Source organism: Vibrio sp. 779(2023), assembly GCF_033344285.1.
GTDB classification, from domain to species: domain Bacteria; phylum Pseudomonadota; class Gammaproteobacteria; order Enterobacterales; family Vibrionaceae; genus Vibrio; species Vibrio alginolyticus.
In genome coordinates, this window is sequence record NZ_JAWPOM010000009.1 from 200,400 (window position 1) to 226,153 (window position 25,754).

The 25,754-nt window shown below is 45.0% G+C and carries 11 protein-coding genes; 3 read left to right on the forward strand and 8 right to left on the reverse strand.

Annotated elements, in window-relative coordinates; genetic code table 11:
• Window positions 1–18: 18 nt before the first annotated feature.
• Window positions 19–16,062 carry a retention module-containing protein gene (locus tag R8O70_RS13750; RefSeq protein ID WP_318184216.1) on the reverse strand — a complete coding sequence of 5,348 codons (16,044 nt, stop codon included), beginning with the start codon at window positions 16,060–16,062 and terminating at the stop codon, window positions 19–21.
• A gap of 861 nt (window positions 16,063–16,923) precedes the next feature.
• Here R8O70_RS13750 and R8O70_RS13755 point away from each other — a divergent pair.
• On the forward strand, window positions 16,924–17,175 hold the full coding sequence (locus R8O70_RS13755) for a YgjV family protein (RefSeq protein ID WP_005376619.1): 252 nt from the start codon (window positions 16,924–16,926) through the stop codon (window positions 17,173–17,175).
• Window positions 17,176–17,263: 88 nt separating this feature from the next.
• On the opposite strand, the gene R8O70_RS13760 is transcribed toward R8O70_RS13755, so the two are convergent.
• Window positions 17,264–17,545 carry a DUF2218 domain-containing protein gene (locus R8O70_RS13760; RefSeq protein ID WP_005376622.1) on the reverse strand — a complete coding sequence of 94 codons (282 nt, stop codon included), beginning with the start codon at window positions 17,543–17,545 and terminating at the stop codon, window positions 17,264–17,266.
• A gap of 41 nt (window positions 17,546–17,586) precedes the next feature.
• Window positions 17,587–19,593: a TonB-dependent siderophore receptor gene (locus tag R8O70_RS13765; RefSeq protein WP_158155942.1), complete on the reverse strand. Its 2,007-nt coding sequence runs from the start codon at window positions 19,591–19,593 to the stop codon at window positions 17,587–17,589.
• A 116-nt stretch (window positions 19,594–19,709) separates the two neighbouring features.
• On the opposite strand from R8O70_RS13765, the gene R8O70_RS13770 reads away from it, so the two are divergent.
• Window positions 19,710–20,678 carry a helix-turn-helix domain-containing protein gene (locus R8O70_RS13770; RefSeq protein ID WP_213885489.1) on the forward strand — a complete coding sequence of 323 codons (969 nt, stop codon included), beginning with the start codon at window positions 19,710–19,712 and terminating at the stop codon, window positions 20,676–20,678.
• A gap of 87 nt (window positions 20,679–20,765) precedes the next feature.
• Window positions 20,766–21,152, forward strand: a complete 387-nt coding sequence (cueR, locus tag R8O70_RS13775) for a Cu(I)-responsive transcriptional regulator (RefSeq protein ID WP_005376627.1) — start codon at window positions 20,766–20,768, stop codon at window positions 21,150–21,152.
• A gap of 42 nt (window positions 21,153–21,194) precedes the next feature.
• On the opposite strand, the gene vctC is transcribed toward cueR, so the two are convergent.
• The 5 genes from vctC to R8O70_RS13800 all read right to left on the reverse strand — a co-directional run bounded on the left by vctC (window position 21,195) and on the right by R8O70_RS13800 (window position 25,606).
• Window positions 21,195–21,950 carry an iron chelate ABC transporter ATP-binding protein VctC gene (gene vctC, locus R8O70_RS13780; protein ID WP_017635379.1) on the reverse strand — a complete coding sequence of 252 codons (756 nt, stop codon included), beginning with the start codon at window positions 21,948–21,950 and terminating at the stop codon, window positions 21,195–21,197.
• Window positions 21,951–21,952: 2 nt separating this feature from the next.
• Window positions 21,953–22,903 carry an iron chelate uptake ABC transporter permease subunit VctG gene (gene vctG / locus R8O70_RS13785; protein WP_005376631.1) on the reverse strand — a complete coding sequence of 317 codons (951 nt, stop codon included), beginning with the start codon at window positions 22,901–22,903 and terminating at the stop codon, window positions 21,953–21,955.
• Window positions 22,896–23,831 (reverse strand): iron chelate uptake ABC transporter permease subunit VctD, encoded by a 936-nt coding sequence (vctD, locus tag R8O70_RS13790; protein WP_017820306.1) that lies wholly within the window; start codon window positions 23,829–23,831, stop codon window positions 22,896–22,898. Before vctD ends, vctG begins: the two co-directional genes overlap by 8 nt.
• A gap of 22 nt (window positions 23,832–23,853) precedes the next feature.
• On the reverse strand, window positions 23,854–24,762 hold the full coding sequence (locus tag R8O70_RS13795; RefSeq protein WP_005376635.1) for a siderophore ABC transporter substrate-binding protein: 909 nt from the start codon (window positions 24,760–24,762) through the stop codon (window positions 23,854–23,856).
• Between the two features lie 163 nt (window positions 24,763–24,925).
• Window positions 24,926–25,606 carry a Crp/Fnr family transcriptional regulator gene (locus R8O70_RS13800; RefSeq protein WP_104976156.1) on the reverse strand — a complete coding sequence of 227 codons (681 nt, stop codon included), beginning with the start codon at window positions 25,604–25,606 and terminating at the stop codon, window positions 24,926–24,928.
• Window positions 25,607–25,754: the final 148 nt, after the last annotated feature.

Below are 25,754 nucleotides of genomic sequence, written 5' to 3' on the forward strand. Positions count from 1 at the left end.
TTTGTGTTGTATACAGGTTTATCCGTTATCAATAACACCGTTGTTCAGCAATGACTCTACAATCTCGTTGGAGCTGAGACCGTTGAAGTCGATTGAAGTACCTAAGTTTTCCACGACAATAGTCTGCTGAACATTTGCATCCGTCGTAATGTTCAGAGAAACACTTTCCGTCGATGCATCGTAGTCTGCTGAAATGTGACCAAGCAGATCATCCATGTCGATCATTGAGTTATTGAGATCAGAGATAACTTCACGTAAATCGATACTGTCTTCGTTAACAGTGAAGTCAGTAATGGTATCCACTGCCCCTTCATCAACGGAATCTACCGTCCACTTGAAGATATCGCTGCCGTCTCCACCCGTTAAGATATCTGAACCTAAGCCACCGATAAGCACGTCATCACCATCACCACCCAGAATAACGTCGTCACCGTCTCCACCAATCAAGTTGATACCTGTGTCTCCGCCGACTAAATAGCTGTCGTCCACTGCGGTTGACTGGTCAATATCGTCGCTATCACTACTCACATCCAAACTAATTTGGACAGGTGAAGACTGCGCTTCATCGCCATTAGATTCCGTTGATATCGCCGTAAGCGAAATGTCGTAAGAACCGACATCAATACCACTGTTAGTATCTGTTGCGACAATTTCTAGCGTATCAATTTCATCGCTTGGTACTGTCCAAGTGGTACCATCGAAGCTAATGCCTGATGGAGAAACGCCACTTGTTACCTCAGCACTAGCTGGTACGCCCGTTAGCTCCAAAGACAGCACCTCGTCAATATCAGTAAGCGCCGCCATGATTCCGACAATCGCTAAACCTTGACTGCTCGCGGTTTGGCTAGCCGCAATTTGACGAATGTAATTAAACTGAGGATTGATACTCAATGTAGGTGCATCAGCTACAGGTGTCACATTGATAGTGAAGTCTTGATTCGCTTCCAATGCGGTACCCGCATTTTCGAAGTACACGCCGTTGTCTTCGACTTTCACCGATAAAGTGATTGAAGCTGCGTTGACATCTCCTGCATCCACAAATACACCCTCAGAAGCGTCTGTTGCTCCAAGAACGGAGTTAATATTATCTGGTGTGCCCATTAGGGTTATTTCACCAGCCATCCCCGCCCCAACAGTCACACCACTACCTGCTGGCGGCTCGACACGAAGGTCGCCCTCGGTAACTGTAAGAGTCACGGTCATGCTTTCATTTGCTTGTGCGCCCGCAAAGTCGACGTCACTCACACTAATACCCGTTACTTTCTGGCCATCAGCTTCATTGATCGTATCCGTTACCGACGCTGCAGTGATTTCAGGTGCGTCATTGGTAGCTTCAACATTCAACACTGCTGTGCCCGCGATTGTAATTGGGTCTGGAGCGCCGTTAGTGGTTCCGTCATCTGTGATTTCATAAGTGAAATTAACGTCACCAAAGAAATCTGCTGCGGGTTCAAACGTCCACTCTGTCGCACTCACTTGAGTCAACGTGCCGGAAGTTGGGTCCACTAACGCAACATTATCGACGGTCAAGTTGTCTGACTCAGGATCACTTGCGTTGCTCAGCAACTCAGTAGCCGTAATAGTTACCGAACCACCATCTTCTTCGGTACTACTCAACGTTACCTCTGATGTTACCGGTGCATCGTTCACCTCAGTGACTTCGAAGGTCGCCGTTCCTGACACCGTTTGAGGATCTGAAACGCCGTTCGTTGTACCGTTGTCGGTAATGTCGTAGGTCAGATCGACCTTGCCGTTGTAGCCAGGCGCAGGAGTAAATGACCATGTACCTGTTACGTTGTCGAAATCCAATGTGCCGCTGCTTGGATCAACCAACTGGACATTGCTCACCATCAAGGTGTCGTTTTCAATATCAGACGCATTCGCCAACAAATCAGCTTGGGTAATATCAACCGCCGTACTGTCTTCTGCGATATCAGAAAGTGTCACTTCAGACGTCGTTGGAGCATCATTGACTTCCGTTACGTTGAACGATGCGCTGCCGTTAACCGATTTAGGATCGGATGCACCATTTGTCGTGCCATCATCTGTAATGGTGTACGTGATTTCAACTGGACCGTTGTAATCTGGTGCTGGGGTAAATTCCCACTCTCCCGTACCACTGTTGAAAGTAATGCTACCCGAATTCGGATCCGTTAACTGAACATTGCTGACCGTGAGGTTATCGTTCTCTACGTCTGTCGCATTCGCAATAAGATCCGCTTCAGAGATGGAGAACACACCACTATCTTCTTCAATATCCGGTAGCGTCACTGGCGTAGTTTCTGGGGTATCATTCACCGCTGTCACTTCAATATTGAAGCTGCTGCTGTTGGTATTTAGGGTGTCATCTACCCCACCAATTACGATACCGTCATTACCTTGGTCATCGACTGTCACATCCACCTGAACGTCACCAAAGAAGTTCAGGTCTGGATTAAACTCAATCAGACCGTCTGCAATGGCATTGTTTAGATCGGCCACTGTGCCTTTCAGTTCAACGGAGTCCGTACCATCACCGCTCACGGTTAGGTTGTAAGTAGTGATGAGCGTTGGATTAAGCTCCAAGATACCGCTGTCGACGTTCACATTGAGTACGTATTCAGCATTCGGATCATCGAGTACGGCATCAATATCGGTAATGCTGAAACCATCAAGCAGCAATGGCGTATCTTCTGGTGTTTCCACATCCACGGTGTTGACGAACTCTGGACGATCGTTCACTGCTTCAACATCAACAGTGACATCAAACTCCTCTGCAGAGCCCAAGCTTTGACTGCCATCGAGCCCAGTATCAACGGCTTGCACTTTGAAATGCAGCGAACCATCCCATGAGTTATCGTTGCGATCCCCAGAATTAAACACCACTTGATCCAAGTCTTGAGCATTGATTTCTAAGACAAAAATGCCGCCGCCTTGGTCAGTAAACACTGTCCCATCAGGTAATGAAACACTCGCCCCATCAGGGACATTGGAGACCTCAACTCTCAGCGTCTCTGGATCATTTTCCTGGTAGTTTGCACCATCTCCGATGGACTCTTTGTTATCAACCACTAACGCATTTACATTAATAACAATGTCTTCGCCCTCATTACCTGCAGCCGAAGTATCGGGATTCACATCAACATCATCACCAATAGGATTGACAATAAGCGTAAAGTTGTTGTTTCGTTCCGTTGGAACTTGTAGCAACTCCTCTTGAATGAAGACCGTAATACCTATCTCAGCCTCGCCACTAAAGTGTTTTGGCGGTTTAATTTGGATGTCACTCAGGTCAATGGACGTCTGAGTGAGATCTTTTAGTTGAATACTCCATTCGCCCCCACCGTTGTTCTTAACAACATAATCAGAGGAATTGGATTTAACGATAAAGTCATCAGGAAGCCCCGTTAACTTGAGTGAAACGAAACTCTCAGAACCGTCATTATCGTTCAGGCTGATCGAAACACCAGAGCCCGATTGATTCAGCGAAATTAAAGTATCTTCGTCACCAATCACCGTGATTGGCTGCGTCGGATCGGCACCTGTAATGGTAATGTCATCAACGACTGGCGTAACTTCAAATGTGACATCGTCAGTGAAGGTTCTCACATCTATATTATCGCCAGAGTTATTCAAGATAGACTGATCAAACACAGCTTCATCAGTAATTTCTCCCTCGATATTAATCTTGACGGTATTTTGGCCACCACCTACGGGGTAATTTTCTTTTGGCTTAAACAGAACATTGTCAAGCGCACCAGCTAAAATCTCAGCTTCATTAAACTCAATACTGGTTCCTAAGCTGTTACCATTGGCATCAACAAACTCACCTAATGTTGTGTCATCAAGCTCTAACTTGATGTTCGTTAGTGTTTCTCGACCACCTTGAGTGTTGTTAAATTGATCGGCAAAATCAACACTCAAGTTAAGTTGGATTAAGCCATCTTCGTAACCAACACCATCCGCCGTGGGAACGTCGTTATTTAGATCAGTCACAGGTTGTTTGTTTGCATCCAAGCCGAAAGTACCGACGATATCTACTCTTACATTTGGTGTGACATCGCTATCCAACGGCTGATCCCCGGCTGAACTCGGAACGTCTGCAACCGGTAAAACCTGAACTGGAAACTGGACATTATTTTCTTTTTCATCACCGGACTCAGTGTCTTTAGTGACAAACCGAATTGGTAATTCGAAATCACCTGCGTAATCTTCTGCCAAGTGCATCGTCAAGCCATCAAGGCCAGTAATATTTCCACTCGCATCGATATGGGCTTGGAACACGTATTTACCATTGACAAAATCAACATCCGTCCCCGTGATCACCAAACCAGGAGGAATGCCAGGAGCTGTCGGGTCGACGATAATAGTTAAGACATCTTCCACACCATCTGCATTAATCGCATCGACTTTCGACGTCAACTGAGCACCAAGGTTAATAGAATTGTCTTCCAACGCTTGAATTTGGACATCATCAGCCACCTGAATCTCTGCCGCTACACTCATTTTCGGTGTGAGGACGGTTGGAAACTCTAGTGTCACATCCGTTTGACGCACGACCGTCGCATCTTTTTCGTTGCCCAAATCCTCGCCCAAATCATTTACTTCTGCGTAAATGGTTAAGCCAATTTGAGAGAGACCACCGTTATCGCCATCGTCACTGTCATCGTTTGGTGTTAAATCAAGTCCAGACGGCGCTTTAATTGAGAAGTTGTCTTCATTGGTTACTATCCAACGACCTCCACCTTCATTTAGTGCACCGACGATAACCAATTGGTTGAGGATCTCAGGGTCCACATTGTGAAATTGAACAACAAGTTGAGTCACCACTTCATCTGAAGACGCATCAAACTCTTGATATTTAATGATATGAGCACCAGATTCGCCCCCCATAGAAGTGTTGATCGTAAAGTCAATGTTACCTTGATCGTCTGACTTCACGATATCGGTAGCACCACCACCACTTTCAGTGACAAGCAGACGGGTTTGGTCATCTATTGCCCCCGTTTTATCCTCTGGCTCAACGATTGGATTAACTTGGACATTCACCGTACCATTGATGGTTTTCTCAGCGATACCTTCACCGGGATTCGAAGCGTCAACATATTCATGGTCAATCTCTTTCACAGTGACGGTCGTGGTCAAGTCAAAGTCAGTACTTGAATCCTGCTCCAACTGGACTTGAACATAGCCACTTTGAGAGATTTTAGCGGAAAAATCTTGCTCTGATTCACCGGCTTGCGGTGAAAGCGTTAGTGTTCCAGAAACAAGCGTTTGTGCCACACCATCTACATAGACCGTGCTGCCTGGAGGAAATCCAGAGATGGTTACATCACTAAAGAATTCATCGGTATCAGGGCTTTGTACGAGCGTCGGTTTCCAATCGATGTCAAAGCGCGTATCTTCATCTCCCTCAGATCGAACAACGTAGTTATCTTGAGCGTCAATAACGGGTTCGACCTTGATCCTTACCTCTCTTTCAATCACACGACTATGACCATCATTTTCGGTAACAATGATCGTCCCTGTAATCGCAATGTTTTCGGTTGAAGAGGCTTCTGGAATAATTTGAATACCGGAATTAAAATTCAGCCCAGTGATGTTTGCTTCGTAAATCGGTTGACCGTTACCATCATAGCCAACAAAGGTGAGGTCAACGCTTGAACCGTCTGAATCTACGACACGAACACCATCGGGGATGTTGGACAGGATAACAGTAATGGCTTCTGAATCATCCAGAGGTCTATCGGCAACTTCACCTGATACAACCGAGAAGTTGAGGTTTACAACACCATTCTCTTCAATAGTCGTCTCTATCCCGGCCACATCTCCGTCTACGAATCGGTTCCAAACGTTCCCCGCGTCAATTAATACCGTGTCTGGTATGTCAGCAACACCTTTTACACCAACGATGACAGTCTTACTGCCCAGTGACAACACATCTTCTGTCGTACCGGTAGACAATGATGCTGTGTCTTTCACAATGCCTTCGACATTGAAAGTAAAGTCATCATTGCTGTGCAACGGAGGAAGAACTTCGACGTTCGCTAATTCAGACTCTGGCACTTCGTAATAGAGTACATTGCCGCCTGAGTCGGTCACTTCTACTATCTGACTTGGGTTTGCTGAGTCCAGCCACACCAAAGTAACCCCATCAATTGAGAAGTTAGAAATGCGCACAAATAACGCTTCAGAACCATCTAAGTCCGCTGATGGTTTCATGGTGATCACTTCACTTAATTGGAGTGGGTCGTGATCAGTGACAGGGTCTACCGTATTTTGAGTTCGAGCATTATCCTCAAACACATTAATTCGGTTTACAGTAAAACTACCTTTATCCGCAACTGGGTTTACATCAATAATGATGGTTTCGGTTTCTGAGCGAGCGGTATCTTTCCCAAGCAGTGGATTGTTGTTTTCCGTCGTAATAGCGGTGACATCAATTTTGATTTCGCCCGAGAAGTTATCTATCGGATCAACTTGAACTTCATCAATTCGGCTTGCATCCACCAGATAAACACCACTGGATTTTGGTATCGCACTACCATCTGAATAGACTAACTCTGCGTTACCTTCTCCTTGTGTAAAGACAAGCTCGTACACAATGCCTTCAGGGTTACTAGTGTCTTGGGTTTCAGCCGTGATGTTAAGTGCGACATTGTTTCCATCTTCATCAACCGAGTAGTTAAATTCGCTGCTTGCCGTCCACATTGCAATATCTGCAACGGCAGCAACTTCAATGTCTAAACGACCATTAATCGTATGATCTGGCGTACCATTGTTAAGAATTTCCACGCGGATACGAGGATCGATACCAGAAGGATCGGTTGATGTATGACGATCTGGTACGAAGTACAAGTTATCTAGCGAGACAAGCTCACCATTGAATGACTGCTCAACATTTGATGCGTCGAGAACAACCGTATTGCCCACAGATGTTAATTCAATGTAGAAGCCACTGCCGTCTCTGTAGTAGAACGTACCGTTGTGAGTATCAGCATCTCGAATAGTGATGTCACCTAAGCTCTCGTTACGGTCGATATCGTGTAAATTGATAACCAAGTCGACTTTCGCAGGGCTAACATCCAGCGTCGACAAGTTGTCCTGAGTATTTGCAGAGTCAACGCCCACAACGACACCATCACGCCCTTGGTCTTCGAACGCAGTAACGGTAGACGTGTCAATTTGCGCATTGCGGTCTCTTATCGAGATATCCACATCGGCATCTGCGATATCGCCATCACCATCGGTTGCAACAACGTTGATGGTGAAATCAATCGAGTCGGTTTCGGTATGGTCAAGGTCGTCATTCGGACGGAATGACACACTGCCATCGGTTCGAACAACCAAACGACCGATTTCAGTATCCACTCCGTCAAGAACCTTGTGAACAAATACGACTTGGTCGCTGCCGTTCAAATCGACAGAATCAGAATCAACACCGTTTTGCTTAAAGTAAATGCCTGAATCATCAGCCGAGAATGAAGTCACTTGTGCGCCGTCAGCACCAAGGTCATCATCTCCCTCTACAGGGCCTCGGAATAAACGAACCGTGCGGCTGCCTTGCCCCTCAACACGCGAAATAGATGCATCGTGCAAGGTTGGAACATCATCGGTAATCGTCACTGGTAAGTTAATACCTGCCGTATCACCATCGACATCGGTCGCAAAGACTGGGAGATCAAGTATGAGTGTATCTTCGCCTTGAGTTGAGTGATCTAGCGCACCCTCAAGCGTAAACTTGTAAGAGCCGTCAGCGTTCAAAACTAGTGTGAACACTGAGTTACCATCAGGTGTTTGACCTTGATAAGTAAAGTTGTTGTTGCTTACCGCGGTTTGAACTAACGTCACCGCAAAACCACCTGAAGTTACTCCTGGTATCGGGTTAGAAGTAAGATCTAACTGGTAAGAGACAACGGTATCTGCCCCTTCCACCGTATCGAAATTGCCCGTTGCTTCTAGGCTGTCTTTGTTGGTTGCCTGAGAGCCGTTGACAAGGTCATCCTCGTCAACAGCCAAAGCATCTGCTGATTTAATTTCGGGAATGTCATCAACTACGGTAATTGGAAGATTCAGTGATGATGACGTGTCACCATCAAAGTCAGTTACTGTAATTGGAATATCAATGACAAGGTTGTTTTCACCTTGAACAGCGTCATGGTCGATTGGTCCCAACAGCTCAAATTGGTAGCTGTCATTATTCGCATCAAGAGACAGCGTGAAGATCTTAGTTGATGTGCCAGTAATAACCGCTTCGTAACTGGTTACTCCACCATTCGTGCCTACTAGATTCAACTCGATGCTGCTGCCGTTCGACGTTAAGCCAGACACGACTGCATCAAGGTCTGAAACTTGGTAGCTGACAATCTTGTCTGCACCAGCAACGACCTCAAATCCGCCGTTCAATACCGTTGAATCACTACTTGTCGTGTCAGAGCCACCAGCAAGATCATCTTCATCAACGGTTTGTTGGCTTGAGTCTGTCACTTTCACAATCGCTGGAACATCGTCCACCACTGTGATCGGCAAGGTGATGTTATTGGACACATCGCCGTCAAAATCGGTCGCGTTGACTGGGAAGTTGATGATTAACGAGTTTTCATCATTACCTGCAGGATGATCAAGTGCACCCAACAGTTCAAATTCATAACTGTCTGCTGAACCATTTAGCGTCAGTTTAAAGACGGTGTCCGTCGTACCTTGTACATAAGCTCGGTACTCAATCACACCGTTTGAATTTGAAAACTCAACCAACTCAAGCGGTTGACCACCTGAGGTAAGGCCAGAAACAGGCGATGTTAAACTATCCAACTGGAAGCTAACGATAGAGTCGGCACCATCAGTAACGTCAAAGTTGCCACCAATGATATTGGATTCTGGCGTGTCGTCCGAACCTTGGCTTGGAATATCATCCTCATCCACAGACAAGGTACTACCAGAGCTAATAGCATCAATGGTTGGTTTGTCATCTACGATCGTAACTGGCAAGGTCGCAGTGATGGTATCGTTGTCGCCATCCGTGATCTTCACAGGTAGATTCAACAAAATCTCATCAGAGTTAACCGCGTGATCTAACTGACCAGATAACTCAAAGTCGTATTTACCATCTTGATGAAGTGTCAACGTGAAGACCGTCACTCCACCCGGAGTTTGTCCCACGTAAACAAGCGCGTCAGCAGTTGAAGCGCCAACGTCTTGAGAAAGTGTTACCTCTTCTCCACCCGATTTCAGGTTCGGAATAGGATTTGAGCTCAGATCCAATTCGAAAGCATCAATACCATCTGCGCTAGTGACTTCGAATTCACCTGATACCGTTAACGGCTCTTTAGTGCCATCAGAACCAAGAGGTAAGTCATCTTCGTCGACACGTAGACTTTCAATATTGGTAACAACTGGAACATCGTCCACAACGGTAATTGGCAATGTGAAGGCTGGTGAAGTATCACCATCATTATCTGTCGCCGTCACAGGGAGGTTAATAACAATCTCGTTTTGCTGATTACCATCTGGATGATCAAGCGGCTTCTGTAAATCGAACTCGTAGGTGTTGTTCGTTGCATCCAACGTCAGTTCGAAAACCACTTCAGCAGGATTGCCAGCGACACCTTGGTATACGTTCACGCCGTTTGCGCTAGAAGACAGAACTAAGGTGATAGCGTCACCATCTGAAGTCAGTGACGCAACTGGCGTGGTCAGGTCACTCAGCTGAATAGAAGCAACTTGGTCAGCACCTTCGGTGATATCAAAAGTACCTGAAATAACAGTATCTTCTGCACTTGCAGCATCCGTACCTGCTGGTAGGTCATCTTCATCAACGGTTTGTTCGCTGCCTGCTAGCAAACCATCAATGGTCGGAACATCATCCACAACCGTAATTGGTAAGGTGATGTTGTTCGACACGTCTCCATCAAAGTCAGTCGCGTTTATCGGTAAATTTATGATCAGTTCATTCTGGCCATCAGCATTTGGATGATCGAGACGAGCGAGCAAATCGAACGTGTAGCTGTCATCAGAGGCATCGAGGGTTACACGGAATACTGGTGTCGTCGTGCCATCAATACGAGCTTCGTAAACTGAAACGCCACCTGCGTTTGATACTTCAACCATAACCAGAGATTGACCACCAGAGGTCAGGCCTTGTACTGGCGTCGTTAGGTCAGAAACGCTGTACTCGACAATGCCATCAGAACCATCAGTCGCGATGAAGTTACCGGCAATGCTGTTCGACTGTGTACCATCAGATCCGATTGTTGGGATATCGTCCTCATCAACCGTTTGCACACTTGTTGCTTCGATTCCACCAAGTGTCGGCTTGTCATCAACGATCTTGACAGGAATTGTCTCAGCAGAGGTATCGCCATCAAAGTCTGTTGCGATGATTGGGAAGTTGAGCGTTAACTCATCACTATCAACAGCATGATCGATTGGGCCTTCAAGCGTGAAGTTATAAGAGCCATCAGTGTTCACTGTCAGTGTAAAGACCGACTCGGTGCCTGCTGTTGCTTGATAGGTAAAGCTGCCGTCGCCATTTGCGGTTTCAGCCAATGTGACTGCCACGCCTTGTGATGTGAGTCCAGCCACTGGTGTTGCTGAAGCATCAAGCTGATAGCTCACTACTCGGTCAGAGCCTTGTGTGGTGGTGAAGTTGCCATCGATTGAAATCGGGCCAGTCTGATCCGAACCAATCGTGCCTAAGTCATCTTCGTCAACGGTAATTGCATCGACATCGGTAATGGTTGGCTTATCATCCACGATGGTGACTGGGATCGTTTCTGTGGTGGTATCACCATCAAAGTCCGTCGCGATGATTGGGAAGTTCAGTGTCAGCTCATCACTACCCGTCGCATGGTCGATTGGACCTTGCAGCGTGAAGTTGTATGAACCATCCGTATTCACGGTCAGCGTAAATACGGCTTCAGTTCCTGCTGTCGCTTCATAAGTGTAGCTACCGTCGCCGTTTGCAGTTTCCGTCAGCGTGACGGCCACACCTTGTGATGTCAGACCATCAACTGGTGTTGCAGCAGTATCTAATTGGTAGCTCACTACCCCATCAGAGCCTTGCGTTGTAGTGAAGTTGCCATCGATTGAAATTGGATCTGAGCCATCAGAGCCAATCGTCGCTAGGTCATCTTCATCCACACGGATTGCGTCTACATCAGTGATGGTTGGTTTATCATCAACGATGGTGACAGGTAGTGTTTCCGTCGACGTGTCGCCATCAAAATCTGTTGCGATAATCGGGAAGTCGATTTGTAGACTGTCACTATTCACCGCATGGTCTAGTGGACCTTGCAGAGTAAAGGTGTAGCTGCCATCTGGCTTCACAACCAATTCAAATACGGCATTGCCATCTGCTGTGGCAGTGTAAGTAAAGCTGCCATCACCATTTGTTGTCTCAGTAAGCACGACAGGCTCACCATGAGAGGTCAACCCTGCTACTGGATCTGCTGTTGCATCAAGCTGGTATTTAACAACACTGTCCGAGCCTTCAGTTGTGGTGAAAGAGCCCGACATAAACGCATCATCGTTTTGGTCTGAGCCAATTGAGGCAAGGTCATCTTCGTCTACTGTTAGTGGGACAACGTTATCGATGGTTGGAACGTCATCAGTAATCGTGACTGGAATAGTCGCGGTTGTCGTATCGCCATCAAAGTCTGTTGCAATGATTGGGAAGTTCAGAACCAATTCATCGCTATTTAACGCGTGATCCACCGGCCCTTCAAGGCGGAAATTGTATGTGCCATCAGCATTAACATTCATGGTGAAGACCGGATTGCCATCCGCGGTAGCCACGTAAGTGAAGCTGCCATCAGCATTCGCATTCTCTACCAAAGTAACAGGCTCACCGTGAGAAGTTAAACCTGCGACAGGATCAGCCGTTGAATCAAGTTGGTAGCTCACTACACGGTCTGAACCTTGGGTAGTGGTGAACGCGCCTTCAACAAACACAGCGTCACTTTGGTCTGAGCCAATACCTGATAAATCATCTTCGTCTACAGCCAGAGGCACAACATTATCGATGATTGGTGCATCATCCGTAATGGTGACTGGAATGGTCGCCGAAGTCGTATCACCATCAAAATCGGTGGCAATAATTGGGAAATCAATCGTCAGGCTGTCGCTGTTAGCTGCATGGTCAATCGGGCCTTGCAGCGTAAAGTCGTACGTACCATCTGCTGCTACATTCAACGTGAAGACTGGATTACCGTCAGCGGTCGCAACATAGGTAAAGCTGCCGTCGCCATTCGCGGTTTCCACCAAGGTAATCGCCTCACCTTGAGAGGTTAGCCCCGCAACAGGATCAGCGGTTGAATCCAGTTGATAGCTCACCACTCGGTCAGAGCCTTGTGTGGTAGTAAACGCGCCTTCAACGAACAGATCGCCGCCAGGGTCGGAACCCACACCGGTAAGGTCATCTTCATCGACACTTAACGCATCCACCGCTGTGATGGTCGGTACATCATCAACAATCGTGACTGGAATGGTTTCAGTAACTGTGTCGCCATCGAAGTCGGTTGCGATAATTGGGAAGTTGAGTGTCAGCTCATCACTATCCACCGCGTGATCAATTGGCCCTTCTAGCGTGAAGTTGTAAGAGCCACCAGTATCTACTGTCAGAGTAAATACTGGGTTGCCACCCGCAGTCGCTTCATAAGTGAAACTACCATCACCATTTGCGGTTTCTATCAGTGTGACAGCCACGCCTTGCGATGTTAAACCGTCAACTGGTGTTGATGTGCCATCGAGTTGGTAGCTCACCACTCGGTCAGAGCCTTGTGTGGTAGTAAAGTTGCCATCAATAGAAATTGGATTGCTTTGGTCTGAGCCAATTGACGCTAGATCATCTTCATCAACCGTAATGGTGTCGACGTCGGTAATAACAGGCTTATCGTCCACGATTGTCACTGGGATAGTGGCGTTTGTGGTGTCGCCATCAAAGTCTGTTGCGATGATTGGGAAGTTGAGTGTCAGCTCATCGCTATCTACCGCGTGGTCGATTGGACCTTCAAGCGTGAAGTTATAGCTACCATCAGTATTCACCGTCAGCGTAAAGACCGCTTCACTACCCGCTGTCGCCTCGTAAGTAAAGCTGCCATCAGCGTTTGCGGTTTCAGTCAGCGTAACTGCCACGCCTTGTGATGTAAGGCCGTCAACTGGTGTTGCAGAAGCATCAAGCTGATAACTTACCACTCGGTCAGAGCCTTGTGTGGTGGTGAAGCTACCATCAATAGAAATCGGGTCAGTCTGGTCCGAACCAATCGTGCCTAAATCATCTTCATCAACAGTAATCGCATCAACATCGGTAATAGTTGGCTTATCATCCACGATGGTAACAGGCAATACGATTTGGCTTGTGTCACCATCGAAGTCTGTAGCAATAACGCTAAAATCAAGGGTTAAGCTGTCGCTATTTGCCGCATGGTCAATTGGACCTTGCAGCTCAAAACTGTACGAGCCGTCGGTATTCAAAATTAATGTGAAAACTGCACTGCCATTTGCCGTTGCGCTGTAGGTGTAACTGCCATCTGCATTTTGCGTTTCGGCAATGGAAACGGTTTGACCTTGAGATTGCAGGCCATTTAAAGAATCAGCGTTTACATCCAACTGATACTGTACGACGCCATCAGAACCTTGAGTTGTCGTAAACTGACCTTCGACCAGCGTTGACTGTGATTGGTCAGAGCCTACCAAACTTAAGTCATCTTCATCGACGGTAAGAGCGACAACGTCATTAATGGTTGGCACATCATCGGCAATGGTTACCGGTAGAACAAGTGAACTGGTGTCACCGTCAAAGTCCGTTGCGACAATAGTGAAGTCTAGAGTTAAGCTATCGCTACCCACAGCATGATCGATTGGACCTTCAAGGGTAAATGAATAAGAACCGTCAGGGTTCACTTGTAAGGTGAAGATAGCGTCCCCTTCTGCCGTTGCAGAATAGGTAAAGCTGCCATCTGAATTGGTTGTTTCCGTCAGAGAGATAGATCGCCCCTGCGATTCCAACCCATTGAGTGGATCAGTGCCGCTCTCTAATTGATAACTTACAACACGGTCTGAGCCCTGAGTCGTCGTGAAGCTACCTTGCGCGAACACAGAGTCGCTTTGATCGGAGCCAATGCTTGATAAATCGTCTTCATCGACGGCTAGCGCATCAACGCCATCAATCGAAGGAACGTCATCTTGAACTTGAATGACAATTTGCGCAGCTTCTGGTGTGTTCGAACCTTCGGTAATAGAGGAGCGGTCACCATCCGCATCTACCGCGTAAACTGGCAGTGAGAAAGTGAGCGAGTCATCGTTAGCACCCGTATGGTCAAGTTGTTCATACAAGTTGAATTGGTATTCGCCCAATGCAGGTGCATCAATCGCCACATCAAATACGGTAATACGCACACCATCCAGCTCGATGAAGCCTTCGTAAGTACGTACGCCGTTACTCTCGGACGCTAGTTCTAGTTGAACAACCTGCCCTTGAGATTGGAGTTCTCCACCAACATTGAACTCTGTAGGTTCCAACTCATAGTGATCAATGATGTCACTTCCGACCGCTGTCGTGATCGACCCAGTACCACTTGTTACTGCCGCGCCTGCCTGTGAACCTTGGTCAACCCCCGCCTCATCTAAAGACAAGCCCGTCACGTTCTCAATCACTGGGTTATCGCCATCGAGGATGGTCATCGTAAAGGTGTTGCTTGCCGTATCTTGGTCGAAATCGACGATTGTGGTTGGCAAAGAGAGCTCAATCGTATCTTCACCGTTTGTTTGTTCTAACGGCTTAAATTGCTCAAATTGGTAGGTACCATCAGTATTCAAACTGATGGTTAAGACGGTCTCATTCGAGCCCGCAATGGACAAGGTGATAGTACTGCCGTCTTCAGAGAGTACCGCTTCTGTCGCCTGATTATCACTCAGTAGGCCATCGAACTGACTAAGTCCTTCTTGATTAAACGTGACCGTTGCCAATTGATCACTACCAATATCAACAAAAGTGCCAGTAATTGGTGTAGAAGAAGATTCAACGTTTTCAAAAGTAACGTTCTGCGGCGCAGGATCATCGCCATCAATAACGGTTGTCGTAAAATCGATAGGCGCTTGAATGCTATTACCACCAATATCTGCGCCTGTAATGTCAAAAGCGATATTGATTTGATCACCGACGATAGATACTTGGCCATCAGCGATGGACGCCACATGGTCAATACCCTGGCTAATCGTGGTAACGACCTCTAACTCTAAATCACGGCCTAAAGATGTCGCTTCGATCTCGATACGAAGCACTTCGTTACCACCTTGAGTGCCGATAATGGCATTTTGCGCTTCGTCGTAAACAAACGCCACTGGCTGACCACCAGAGGTAATGTCACTATTTAACTCGGTTAACAAAGACTCTAATGAGGACGTTTCAGGTACAAATGAAGCAGTATCAAGTGCGAGATCCCCTGCTTCAACCAGCACACTAGAAGAAATGGTTTGCGGGTAGCTAGATAGAGAAATTGAGCCTTCTGTTACGCTAGATTGCAGTGACTGCCCACCATCAGCAAAAATCGTGACATTCAAACCGTCATCTTCGTCGCGATCATCTTCTCCGCTGCGAGTCGCAGACGTTTCAAAAAAAGTAGAAGCGAGTACTTCCGGGTTATTATATTCAACCGTCACGTAGCCAGCATTAGCCGAGCCTTCAGCACCTGCGCCAGCAGCTGTTGCTTCTAAGATAGCGGTAGGGTCAGCTCCGTCTAAAATAGCTTGCTGGATAGCGGCAATATCGTTGGCGTCGAAGTCAGCACTTCCAATAGCCGTTGGGTCAAAAGTCACTAAGCCATTAACTGGAGATTGTACCAATACTGGTTCTAACGGTTCAGAAGAAGGCACAGGAAGACAAGCAACACAATTTGCATCGACCAGATAAAGCTCATTATTTATCTGTACGTCGAGAGAAGCATTATTTTCTGTGATAATAATCTCGCCAGGTCTTAACTCATCCCCCGCTTTTATGACCTTAACGTTTCCATCCAGGCCCAAAACCAAAACTTCACCTTTGACAGCATTTACAATCGCGCTCTGCGGTACCGTGTGCGTACTCATCTGACCTCCGCTAATGGCTTACGTTTCCCATTAACCTTTTTAGATAATTTCTTATTAATTTAGTGCGGCATACTGCACACCTTTATACGATTAAACTAAGTATTGAATCATTAAACAATCGATAAATACCCTACTACCAAGCAACATAAGTAAAACTTACTCGTAGTCACAGAAATGTGACACATGTGCTGACGCGTAGATATCGAATAATTATATGAAATTGATACCTTATTCTGATTAAGTGTAGTTGTTTTAAGAAAAGAAGAGAGATGAAATCATTCAGCTAAACGCCAGACTGCCGGTTGCGATCAATAATGGAAGAAAAGCAATGAGAATGTTGTATACACCGGAGCGTGATGACATCTTAATCAATATCGGTGACGAAAAAAACGTAACGATTAAATATTGAACAACATAAATTGCAGGACAAAATGCAACGATAAAAAAGTGGCTTACGATATGAATCCCCGCACACCACGAGTTCGGTTTTGTTCTGATATACAGCAAAAAAAACACGAGCAAGCTAATAATAAAATACATAAACACAGCACTTGAAAATAATTATCATTTTCAATCATATGTAAATATTCCCTTACTTTCAATGGTGTTTGAGCTATTAATGTCATCGTTATTATCAATCAACACAATAAGTAAAATTATCAGTAATTCCAGTCCTAAACGTTTGCGTAATCGCTAACCTTCTCTTAACCTTGATTTGAGGCTTTTATCACGGTTTTTCCATTGATATAGTGCGTCCATACAACAAAAAAAGACCATTCGAGGCATGGAGCTTCCTCATTAATCTCAAGATGAGAAGAATTGGTACCGACAAAATTCGGCAGATTTTAAGAGGGTCAAAAAATGGACATGAATATGGTTGAGATTTTAGGTTATGCAGCTTCAATCATGGTCGCTATTTCGCTAACTATGAAAGATATTGTTAAGCTTCGTATCCTTAACTTTATTGGTTGTGCGCTATTTACTGCTTACGGACTAATGATTGATTCTTGGCCTGTAGTACTAACTAACGGTTTTATTGCTTGCGTTAACATCTACTTCCTAGCAAAAATGCAGCAGGAAAAAAAAAGCCTAGAGCCTGAGAAAGCGCAATAGCATTCAAACAATAAAAGCCCGCAAATCATAAGATTGCGGGCTTTTGCTTTTAACATTCCCTTTCTATCACAGCATCCTTAAACGAGCGCTAACGAACCCAGCTAAGTGCTAGTGTTTCTCGACGAGAAAACATGTCCACATGCGATGAAATGATCGCCTTCACCGTATTCAGTTTCTCTTCTGAATCCGCCTCACAGGTTATAGTTAAGCTAGATGCACAAAGGTTAAACTCAGCTTTTCCCGTCGGAAATGTCACCAAACCGCTATTTTCATTCCAAGTAGCAGGAACTTTTCGTCCAAAATGCCGACAAAGCGTCACTAAGTATTTGTCAGCGTGTTCGCTATCTATTCGGGTGCTTTCTTTAATCATGAACTTACTCGTTACTTTGAAACGTCCTATGAAGAACCTTGTTAGAATTGATAAGCTGCAGAGAGCTTGAAGTTGCGACCCGGCTCGTAGTCATCAAGCGTGAAGCCACGTGCAGTCCCCGAACGAGACGCATGAGAGCTGTACAACTCGTCAAATACATTATCAATACCAAAGGTCACCGACAGCCCATCAATATCAGACGGCACCCATTGAGCGTATAGATTATGCACATCATAACTTGCTTTCTTTGGCTGACCATCAAAGACGTTGTCTTCCTCTAGAACAAACATTGAGTTCCACCCGAAGATCGTTTCTAAAGCGTCTGACTGGTAATCCAAAGTTAGAGCAATGCTATCACCCATATCAATGCTACGCCCATTGCCCCCAGCAACAGGACCACCAGTATTCTTGTTTTTGGTGTCCGACTTAGAGTAAGAAAGTTTGCTGTTAAACTTGTCGTAACCATAAGAAGCACTTGCTTCAAAGCCTTTAATCTCAACATCACCTAAGTTGTAAATCAGGTAAGTTTGAGTCGCGTTTTGGTACTGATCTGCAATGTAATCATCAATTTCCGTTTGGAATACCGTAATATTCGCCCCAAAGAAATGCTTATCAAAGGTTTTATCAAAACGAACACCACCCTGCGTGTTCAATCCCGTTTCTGGCTTTAACCCATCCTCTAAAAATGCAACGTCTTGGTAAGCAATAAAGGTTTCCATTAGCTCTGGACCTTTAAATAGAGAACGTGCACTCGCAAACAACGTCCAATCTTGAGTCACCGCCCACTCTGCTGCTAGAGCCCAAGTCACATCATCATAATTACTGTTTCCTGTCTCAGCTTTGCGTTTGTAATCATCAAAGCGCATACCTGCGGTAATAAAGAAGGCATCAGAGAAGAAGAACTGATCTTCTACAAACAGTGCGGTTGAAATCGCCGATTCGTCCATAAACTTACGACTACCGTAGTAACTCGAAGACGTTTTATCCATGTAGTCGAAGCCATAAGTGACTCGATTATCAAACTCACCTAACATAACATCTGACTGGAATTTGCCATTCAAACCAAAGTTTTGGTTTTTGGCGGTGTTCTTTGATAAACGGTTCGAGGGCCAACGAGGCGCCATCACCGTTTCGTCACGTTTAATTTCTGTCTCGGTATTATAAAGAGTGACGTTTCCTTGGTGTTGTTCGCCTCGCAACTCATAACTCAAGGTAACGGTATCGCGGTCATAATCCGTAGGGATAAGTAACTTGCTCGAAAGGCTATTATTTGCACTACCCGACATATCAGGACGCGGACTGTAATCTCCACTGTCTCGGTACATGTCATAAGAGAGCTCAAAACGATGGATGTCATTTAGTTCATACCCCAGCTTAGCCAGAATGTTGTAAACATCACCTGCAGCACCATAGGTTTTATTGCCATCACCATCTTCAAAATCATCACGCGTGACGTAATGGCCATAGACCATCGCATCAATGTTTTCGGACAAAAGTCCGTACAGTGTCAACGAACCTTGTTGGTTGTCGTTGGATGCATAGCCGCCATAAACACGCGCACCAAACTTTTCATCGTAACGAAGTAAGTCACGAGCGTCTTTCGTTTCAAAGTAGACCGAACCGCCTAACCCGTTTTGAGTCACAGAGTTATTACCTACCTGAATGTCCGCAGATTTGAGAATGTCAGGGTTCAACGTCAAGTTACCAATATGATGGAACATGCTCGCATGCTGAGAAGCACCGTCAAGACGAATGTCCAAATCGGTTTCGCTCAAACCACGAATCGTAATACGTTGATTCACAGAGTGTGTTCCACCAACATCCACACCGGGAATATCGCGCAGTAAATCAGACATATGATCGGCTTGCTTCAGTGACATGTCGTCCGCAAACATCGACTCAGTGTTGCTGGAAACTTTCGTTCCCCATACAACGACCTCTTCAAAATGTGACTCAGTATCTTGAGCTAAAACAGGGGTTGATAGCGCCATTCCCACTGCAAGGCAAAGGCTTGAAAGCTTGATAGGTGAACAAACAGGGCTTTCCATAACTTCATTCCTAAATATTAATGATAATAATTCTCAGGTATAATAAGCATGAGTTTTATAAATACAAAGGCGATTTGGTTATGCGAAATCGCACAAGTGTTATGAGGAAGTGTCAAATGCAGGAAGTCACAACAAAACGAACTAAAATTGATAAGATAGCTTTAACCCAAAGACTAGAGACGACAGAGAAACAATGGATTGTCACGCAAGGCCAACCTTGTCAAACTCAACTGGCCGAAGGTAAGTTCCTATCATATCAGTACAATGATCAAATTTTTGTTCATGGCGGGCGCTGTCTAGAACTTATTGATTCGAATATTGTTTCTACTGCACACGCCTCACTGCTGGTCACTATTCTTTTAGAAGGTAGACTCTCGTTTGGCTACGACGATTTGCAATTTGATTTAGACGCGAGCGACGGCCCTAAGGGTGTAGTGGTGAACTTACTCAAACCTGCAAATTTTCGTCGTTCACTGCTCAAAGATAACCTCATTAATAAGATCAACATATTGGTTAAGCCCCAATGGCTAGAGGCCCGCCTTGAGCAAAATTGTAGTCATCGAGCCTTTTTTAACTCTCATCAGGCGTTTCAACAGTTGGAGCCTAACCAGACGCTATGCGAGTTGGCCGAAACGTTAACAAATAGAGAAACACCGCAAGAGTTCCAAGAAAAGCTAGAGGTCGAAAGCTTGATCTATCAAATATTACATCAAGCCACCAAGCAAATTCCTAAGAATTTCAGTGCTAAAAACAGCAGTATTGAACGACACATTGATGGTCGAATTGAGGATATTGTCAGCTATATTGAAACTCACCTTGATCAAGAACTACGCTTGGAAAAGTTGGCGAGCCAATTCTCAATGAGTGTTTCAAACCTGCAGCGTCGATTTAAACAATCACTTAATATGACCATAAACGGCTACATTCGTTTTCGACGTCTTGAGATTGCTAGGCAACATTTGGAACGTGGCCTAGTGACGATAACAGAAGCCGCCTATGAAGCCGGATACCACCACCCTTCTAACTTCACTTATGCCTTTAAAAAGGCATTTGGTGTGCCACCACATGAAGTGATTAAAGAGTAAGGGGACTCTAGGTAACTGACTGTTATTTAGGAGTGTCTTATCCACAACATCGGTATATACTCGCCTTAAACGTTATGGAGGTTAAACATGAATATTGGTGCCGTCGCGAAGCTCACTGGGCTTTCATCTAAGTCGATTCGATTATATGAAGACAAAGGGATCATATCTCCACCAGCGCGTAGCGACTCTGGCTATCGCGAATATTCAGATAATCATATTCAAGAGCTTAACTTGGTATCACGCGCAAAAAGCGCAGGCTTTTCGTTGCAAGAATGCAAAGAGTTCGTACAACTTGCTCATAACCCCAACCGCAAAAGTAGTGAAGTAAAAGCAAGAACCATGGACAAACTGAGAGAGGTTGAAGAAAAAATTGCACACCTCATGGAGATCAAAACGCAACTTGAAGGTTGGGTTTCTTCTTGTCCTGGAGATGCAGAGAGCCGATGCCCAATCATAGACGAGCTCACCAAGTAAGCCCGCCTATCTATTGATCTCGTTAAAAACGAACTAGCTCGCTTAATGATAAGTACACATGCGCTTACCGTTCAATTCTATGATGTTAAATGGCGTTTCGTAGATGTCCTCTAGCGTAGACGCTTGAATAACCTCTTCAACCGCACCACTCGCCACAACCTTGCCTTTCTTAAGCGCCAATATGACATCTGAGTAACACGCCGCGAAATTAATATCATGAATCACGACCACCATGGCTTTATTCATGTCATGGGCTAACTGCTGCACAACTTTCATGATCTGAAGAGAGTGTTTGATATCTAAGTTATTAAGAGGTTCATCAAGAAAGACATAATCTGTATCTTGTGCAATCACCATAGCAATAAATGCAAGCTGTCGCTGACCACCACTTAATTCATCCAAGTATTTGTCTTGAATATCTTGCAAATCTAAGTAGTCGATCGCTTGTTCTATGACCTCATGATCTTCTTTAGTCAGATTTCCTTTAGAGTATGGGAAACGACCAAAAGAGACTAACTCTTTTACGGTAAACCGCATTGTAATCGAGTTAGCTTGGCGAAGTACTGCCAGTTTTTTCGCTAGCTCTTTTGTGTCCCATTCCGCGATTTCCTTGCAATCAATGATAACACTACCGCCATCTCGCTCCGTTAAGCGCGAGGCCATAGATAACAGCGTGCTCTTTCCCGCGCCATTTGGACCGATAATCGATGTTACCTTGCCCTTTTCAAACTGAGTATTGGCCTCGTCTACGACTTTGTTTGAACCGAAAGCCTTCGTTAATTTGTCTATTACTATCATATTTATACAACTTTGTTTTTCAGCAGCAGGTATAAGAAATACGCACCGCCGATAAAGTTAATTACGACACTCAACGTCGTCTCAAAACTGAACACGTTTTCGATTATCCATTGCCCAGCAAGTAATGAACTGATGGATAGAAACGAACATCCGACCAATAGCGTTTTATGTTGGTAACTTCGGAACATTTCTCGGCTTAAGTTGGTCACTAGTAAACCAAAGAACATGATTGGCCCTACCAAAGCCGTAGAAATAGCAATCAAAACCGCCGAGATAATAAACACATTTCTCGTCACTTTAGGTACATCAACACCCAAACTTTTCGCATTGTCTTGGTCGAGCCAAAACACATCTAAAGTACGATGCATCCTAAACAACAACCAACATGCAAACATCAAAGCCGGAGCACTAAAGTAAACCAAGTTCACTTTGACATTATTGAAACTGGCGTACAGTTTCGACTGAACAATTGCATATGTGTTTGGGTCCATCAGCAAAGAAAAGAATGACGCCGCATTGGAAAATAGCTGACCAAAGATCAAGCCGACCAATAGCAACGTAATCAAGTTCTTGCTGCCTTTTGAAAAGTAAAACCCAAACAGCAGTAGCGAAAACGACACCATTACAATGACTGCAATCGCGAAATTGACGTACAAGTTAAGAACTAAGGTACTCAACCCACCAAAAATCAACACGATCAAAATTTGGGTTAACACATACAGCGCATCAAAACCCATGATACTTGGCGTTAAAATTCGGTTGTGCGTAATGGTTTGAAATACAAGTGAAGACTGAGCAATGGCCACACCCGCTAGCACTATCGCCAATACTTTAGGAACTCTACGAGACAAAAAATATTGGTAGTTGTCAGCCGTTAGCCCAATACCAATAAACAGACACGCGAAAAGAATCGCAATGCCACCTAACAGCAGGATTTTCGTTGAATCACGCATGTTGCTTACCTCGCAACAACATAGCGATGAATACCACTCCACCCAATATGCTGATCACGATAGAGATTGGCATTTCATGAGGGAAAATAATTAAACGACTCACCAAGTCGCAACACAACACTAAAATGGCCCCATACATGGCCGTAAGCGGAATGTTCTTTTTGAGGTTATCGCCATAAAAGTGACTCACGAGATTCGGTACAATCAGCCCTAAGAATGGCAACTGGCCAACAATCATCACGACACTTGCTGACATGATGGACACCAATAGCACGCCAATCGTCACAACCTGCTGATAATTCAAACCCAAGTTAATCGCGAAATCTTTTCCGATACCTACGGCAGAGATCCTTGCGGCAAAAAGATAGCTGAGGATAACCATTGGTACCGCGATGTACAGCAGTTCAAAATCACCACGCAAGATGTTGGCGAAGTTTGCGACTGTCCAAGCATTCAGACTTTGAAGTGCATCATATTTGTAAGCGATAAACGTAGTCATGGATTGGATGACATTGCCGAAAATAATCCCGACAAGAGGCACAAAAACCACGCTCTTAAATTGAATGCGCTGAATAAAGAAAACAAACGCTAGCGTCCCAAATACCGAGATGCCGAATACGAGCCAAAGGTGATTATCATTACCAAAGAAAACCACGCTCAGTACGTAGCCCAACATGGCACATTCGATCGTACCGGTTGTAGAAGGTGCAGCAAATCGGTTCTGGCTGATTTGCTGCATGACAAGTCCCGCAATACTCAAGCCAGCACCAGCAAGCAGTATGGCAAATAAACGTGGTATACGGCTGGTAAAGAAAAGCTCTAATGCTTTCTCATCACCTGAAAAGAGTTGTTGGGGCGTCATGTTTGCCACCCCAACAAATAACGAAACCGTGCTTAAAACCACAAGGGTTAGCAATAACTTCTTCAAAGTTAACCTCTGCTATCTTGGATTACAGTTCAACGGTTTGCTTTATCTCACTGACCATTTTTTCTGTTGCTGTCACACCAGACATCGACAAGTACCACGCGTCCACATCTAAATAAGTGATTTTATGATTTTTATATGCCGCAGTAGCTTTGACTAAGTCGTTATCCATGGATTTACGAATATCGTTATCCGGCGTACCTGTCAGAGAATTTCGGTCAACCACGAGAATATTTTTCGGGTTAGCTTCACGAATAAACTCATAAGAAATGACATCTCCGTGAGTGCCCGTTTTCACGTGCTCAACCGTTTCCAAGAAGCCAAAGTCGTTATAAATGACGCCAAATCGCGACTGGGCACCAAACGCGCTGATGTTGTCACCCATGCTCAAAATCGTTAATGCATCATTTTTGTTCGATTGGTTGTAGTCACGGATTGCTTTGAATTGAGCATCTAGCGCTTCAATTTTCTGCTCTACTTTTTCTTCGATATTGAAGATCTTACCAATATTGCGCCATTGCGCTTGCGTGCCTTCCCAATAGCCTTGGTTCTCTTTCGCCGCAAAAACAACTGTAGGGGCAATTTCACTCAGCTCTTCATATTTCGCAGACGCTCGCGGACCAACCAAAATCAAATCCGGTTTTTGCATGTAGATGGTTTCAAAATCAGGTTCAAACAAACTACCCGCAGAGGTGTAGTTATCTTTGCTGTATTTTGAAAGGTAACTAGGAAGATTAGAAGAGTTAGATACTGCAACAGGATCGATACCAAAGTTGTCCAACGCATCTAGCGGGCCAAAGCCAATCACAACCACACGCTCTGGGGATTGTTCTAGCTCTGTTTGACCCATGTAGTGGTCAATCACAACTTTAGCAGCAAAAGAAGGAGAAACAGTAAATAACGACAGCATAGCCGCACCGACGAATTTTTTCATTTTGTTAAGCCTTAATGAGATCTATTATCATACGCGTTCGCAATATAACGCTACTCTTTAATGCATTCAACAAAATTTAAGGTACTTTACATTAGTTACGTTTACTCAAGACTTAGATATATCAAAGACTTATAAAACCCATCAGTTTCAATACCTGGGCGTATCATTCATGCGCTTCAATAAACGCTTTGAGTGCCAGCTCATCAATAATCTCCAAACCGTTGTCCGTTTTTGTAATCAATCCCTTTTCAATCAAGTCCTTAACTGCACGTCGATAGACTCGGCCTGAGGTGCCAAACCGCTCAGCCTCTTGGTTCACTTTATCAAAGCCACCAAGGAGCTTATCCGTCTGATTACGGACGAGAAGATCATAGGCAATGTTGTAAGTAATGGGATGCAACAAACGATTAGTGTAGATATCCATGGAGTCTTGATAATCCTCAGCCAATGCTGAAGCGAAGAACACCATCATTTGGGGATAATTTTGCAGCGCTTCGGTTAGTTTTTGGATACAGATAACATCAACCTGCATATGTTCATCTGCTATCACATTCCATTGACAAGGAGTCCGAGTGAAGAACTCCATTTCACCATAAATATGATAGTCGCAGTTAGCTTCCCCTAATTGAAAACGTCGTCCATTTGCGGCCAATATGTTCATCGAGACTCGACCTACTGGCACAACATACAAGTACTGAAGTTGCTCACCTTGGCGGAGAATTGCTTCCCCAGCATCAAAGAAACGCGAATTTATTTGGCATTGATAAATCAAATCGCGAAAGGTGGCACTCTTTTCTTCAAGGTATGTTTTGAAGCGACCAGTCGGATAAGGGCTGATTTTCATTTTCTGCTCTCTCAGAAAAAGTTACGGACAACTATTTAAGGTGGATTGTACCCCGTAACTCCAAGTAAATTACCACCTTCTAAAGAAGGTGGCTTTGTGTGAGCCCCCTAAAAGGGGGCCTTTGTTTAGTCCAGCGCCAATTGCTGCT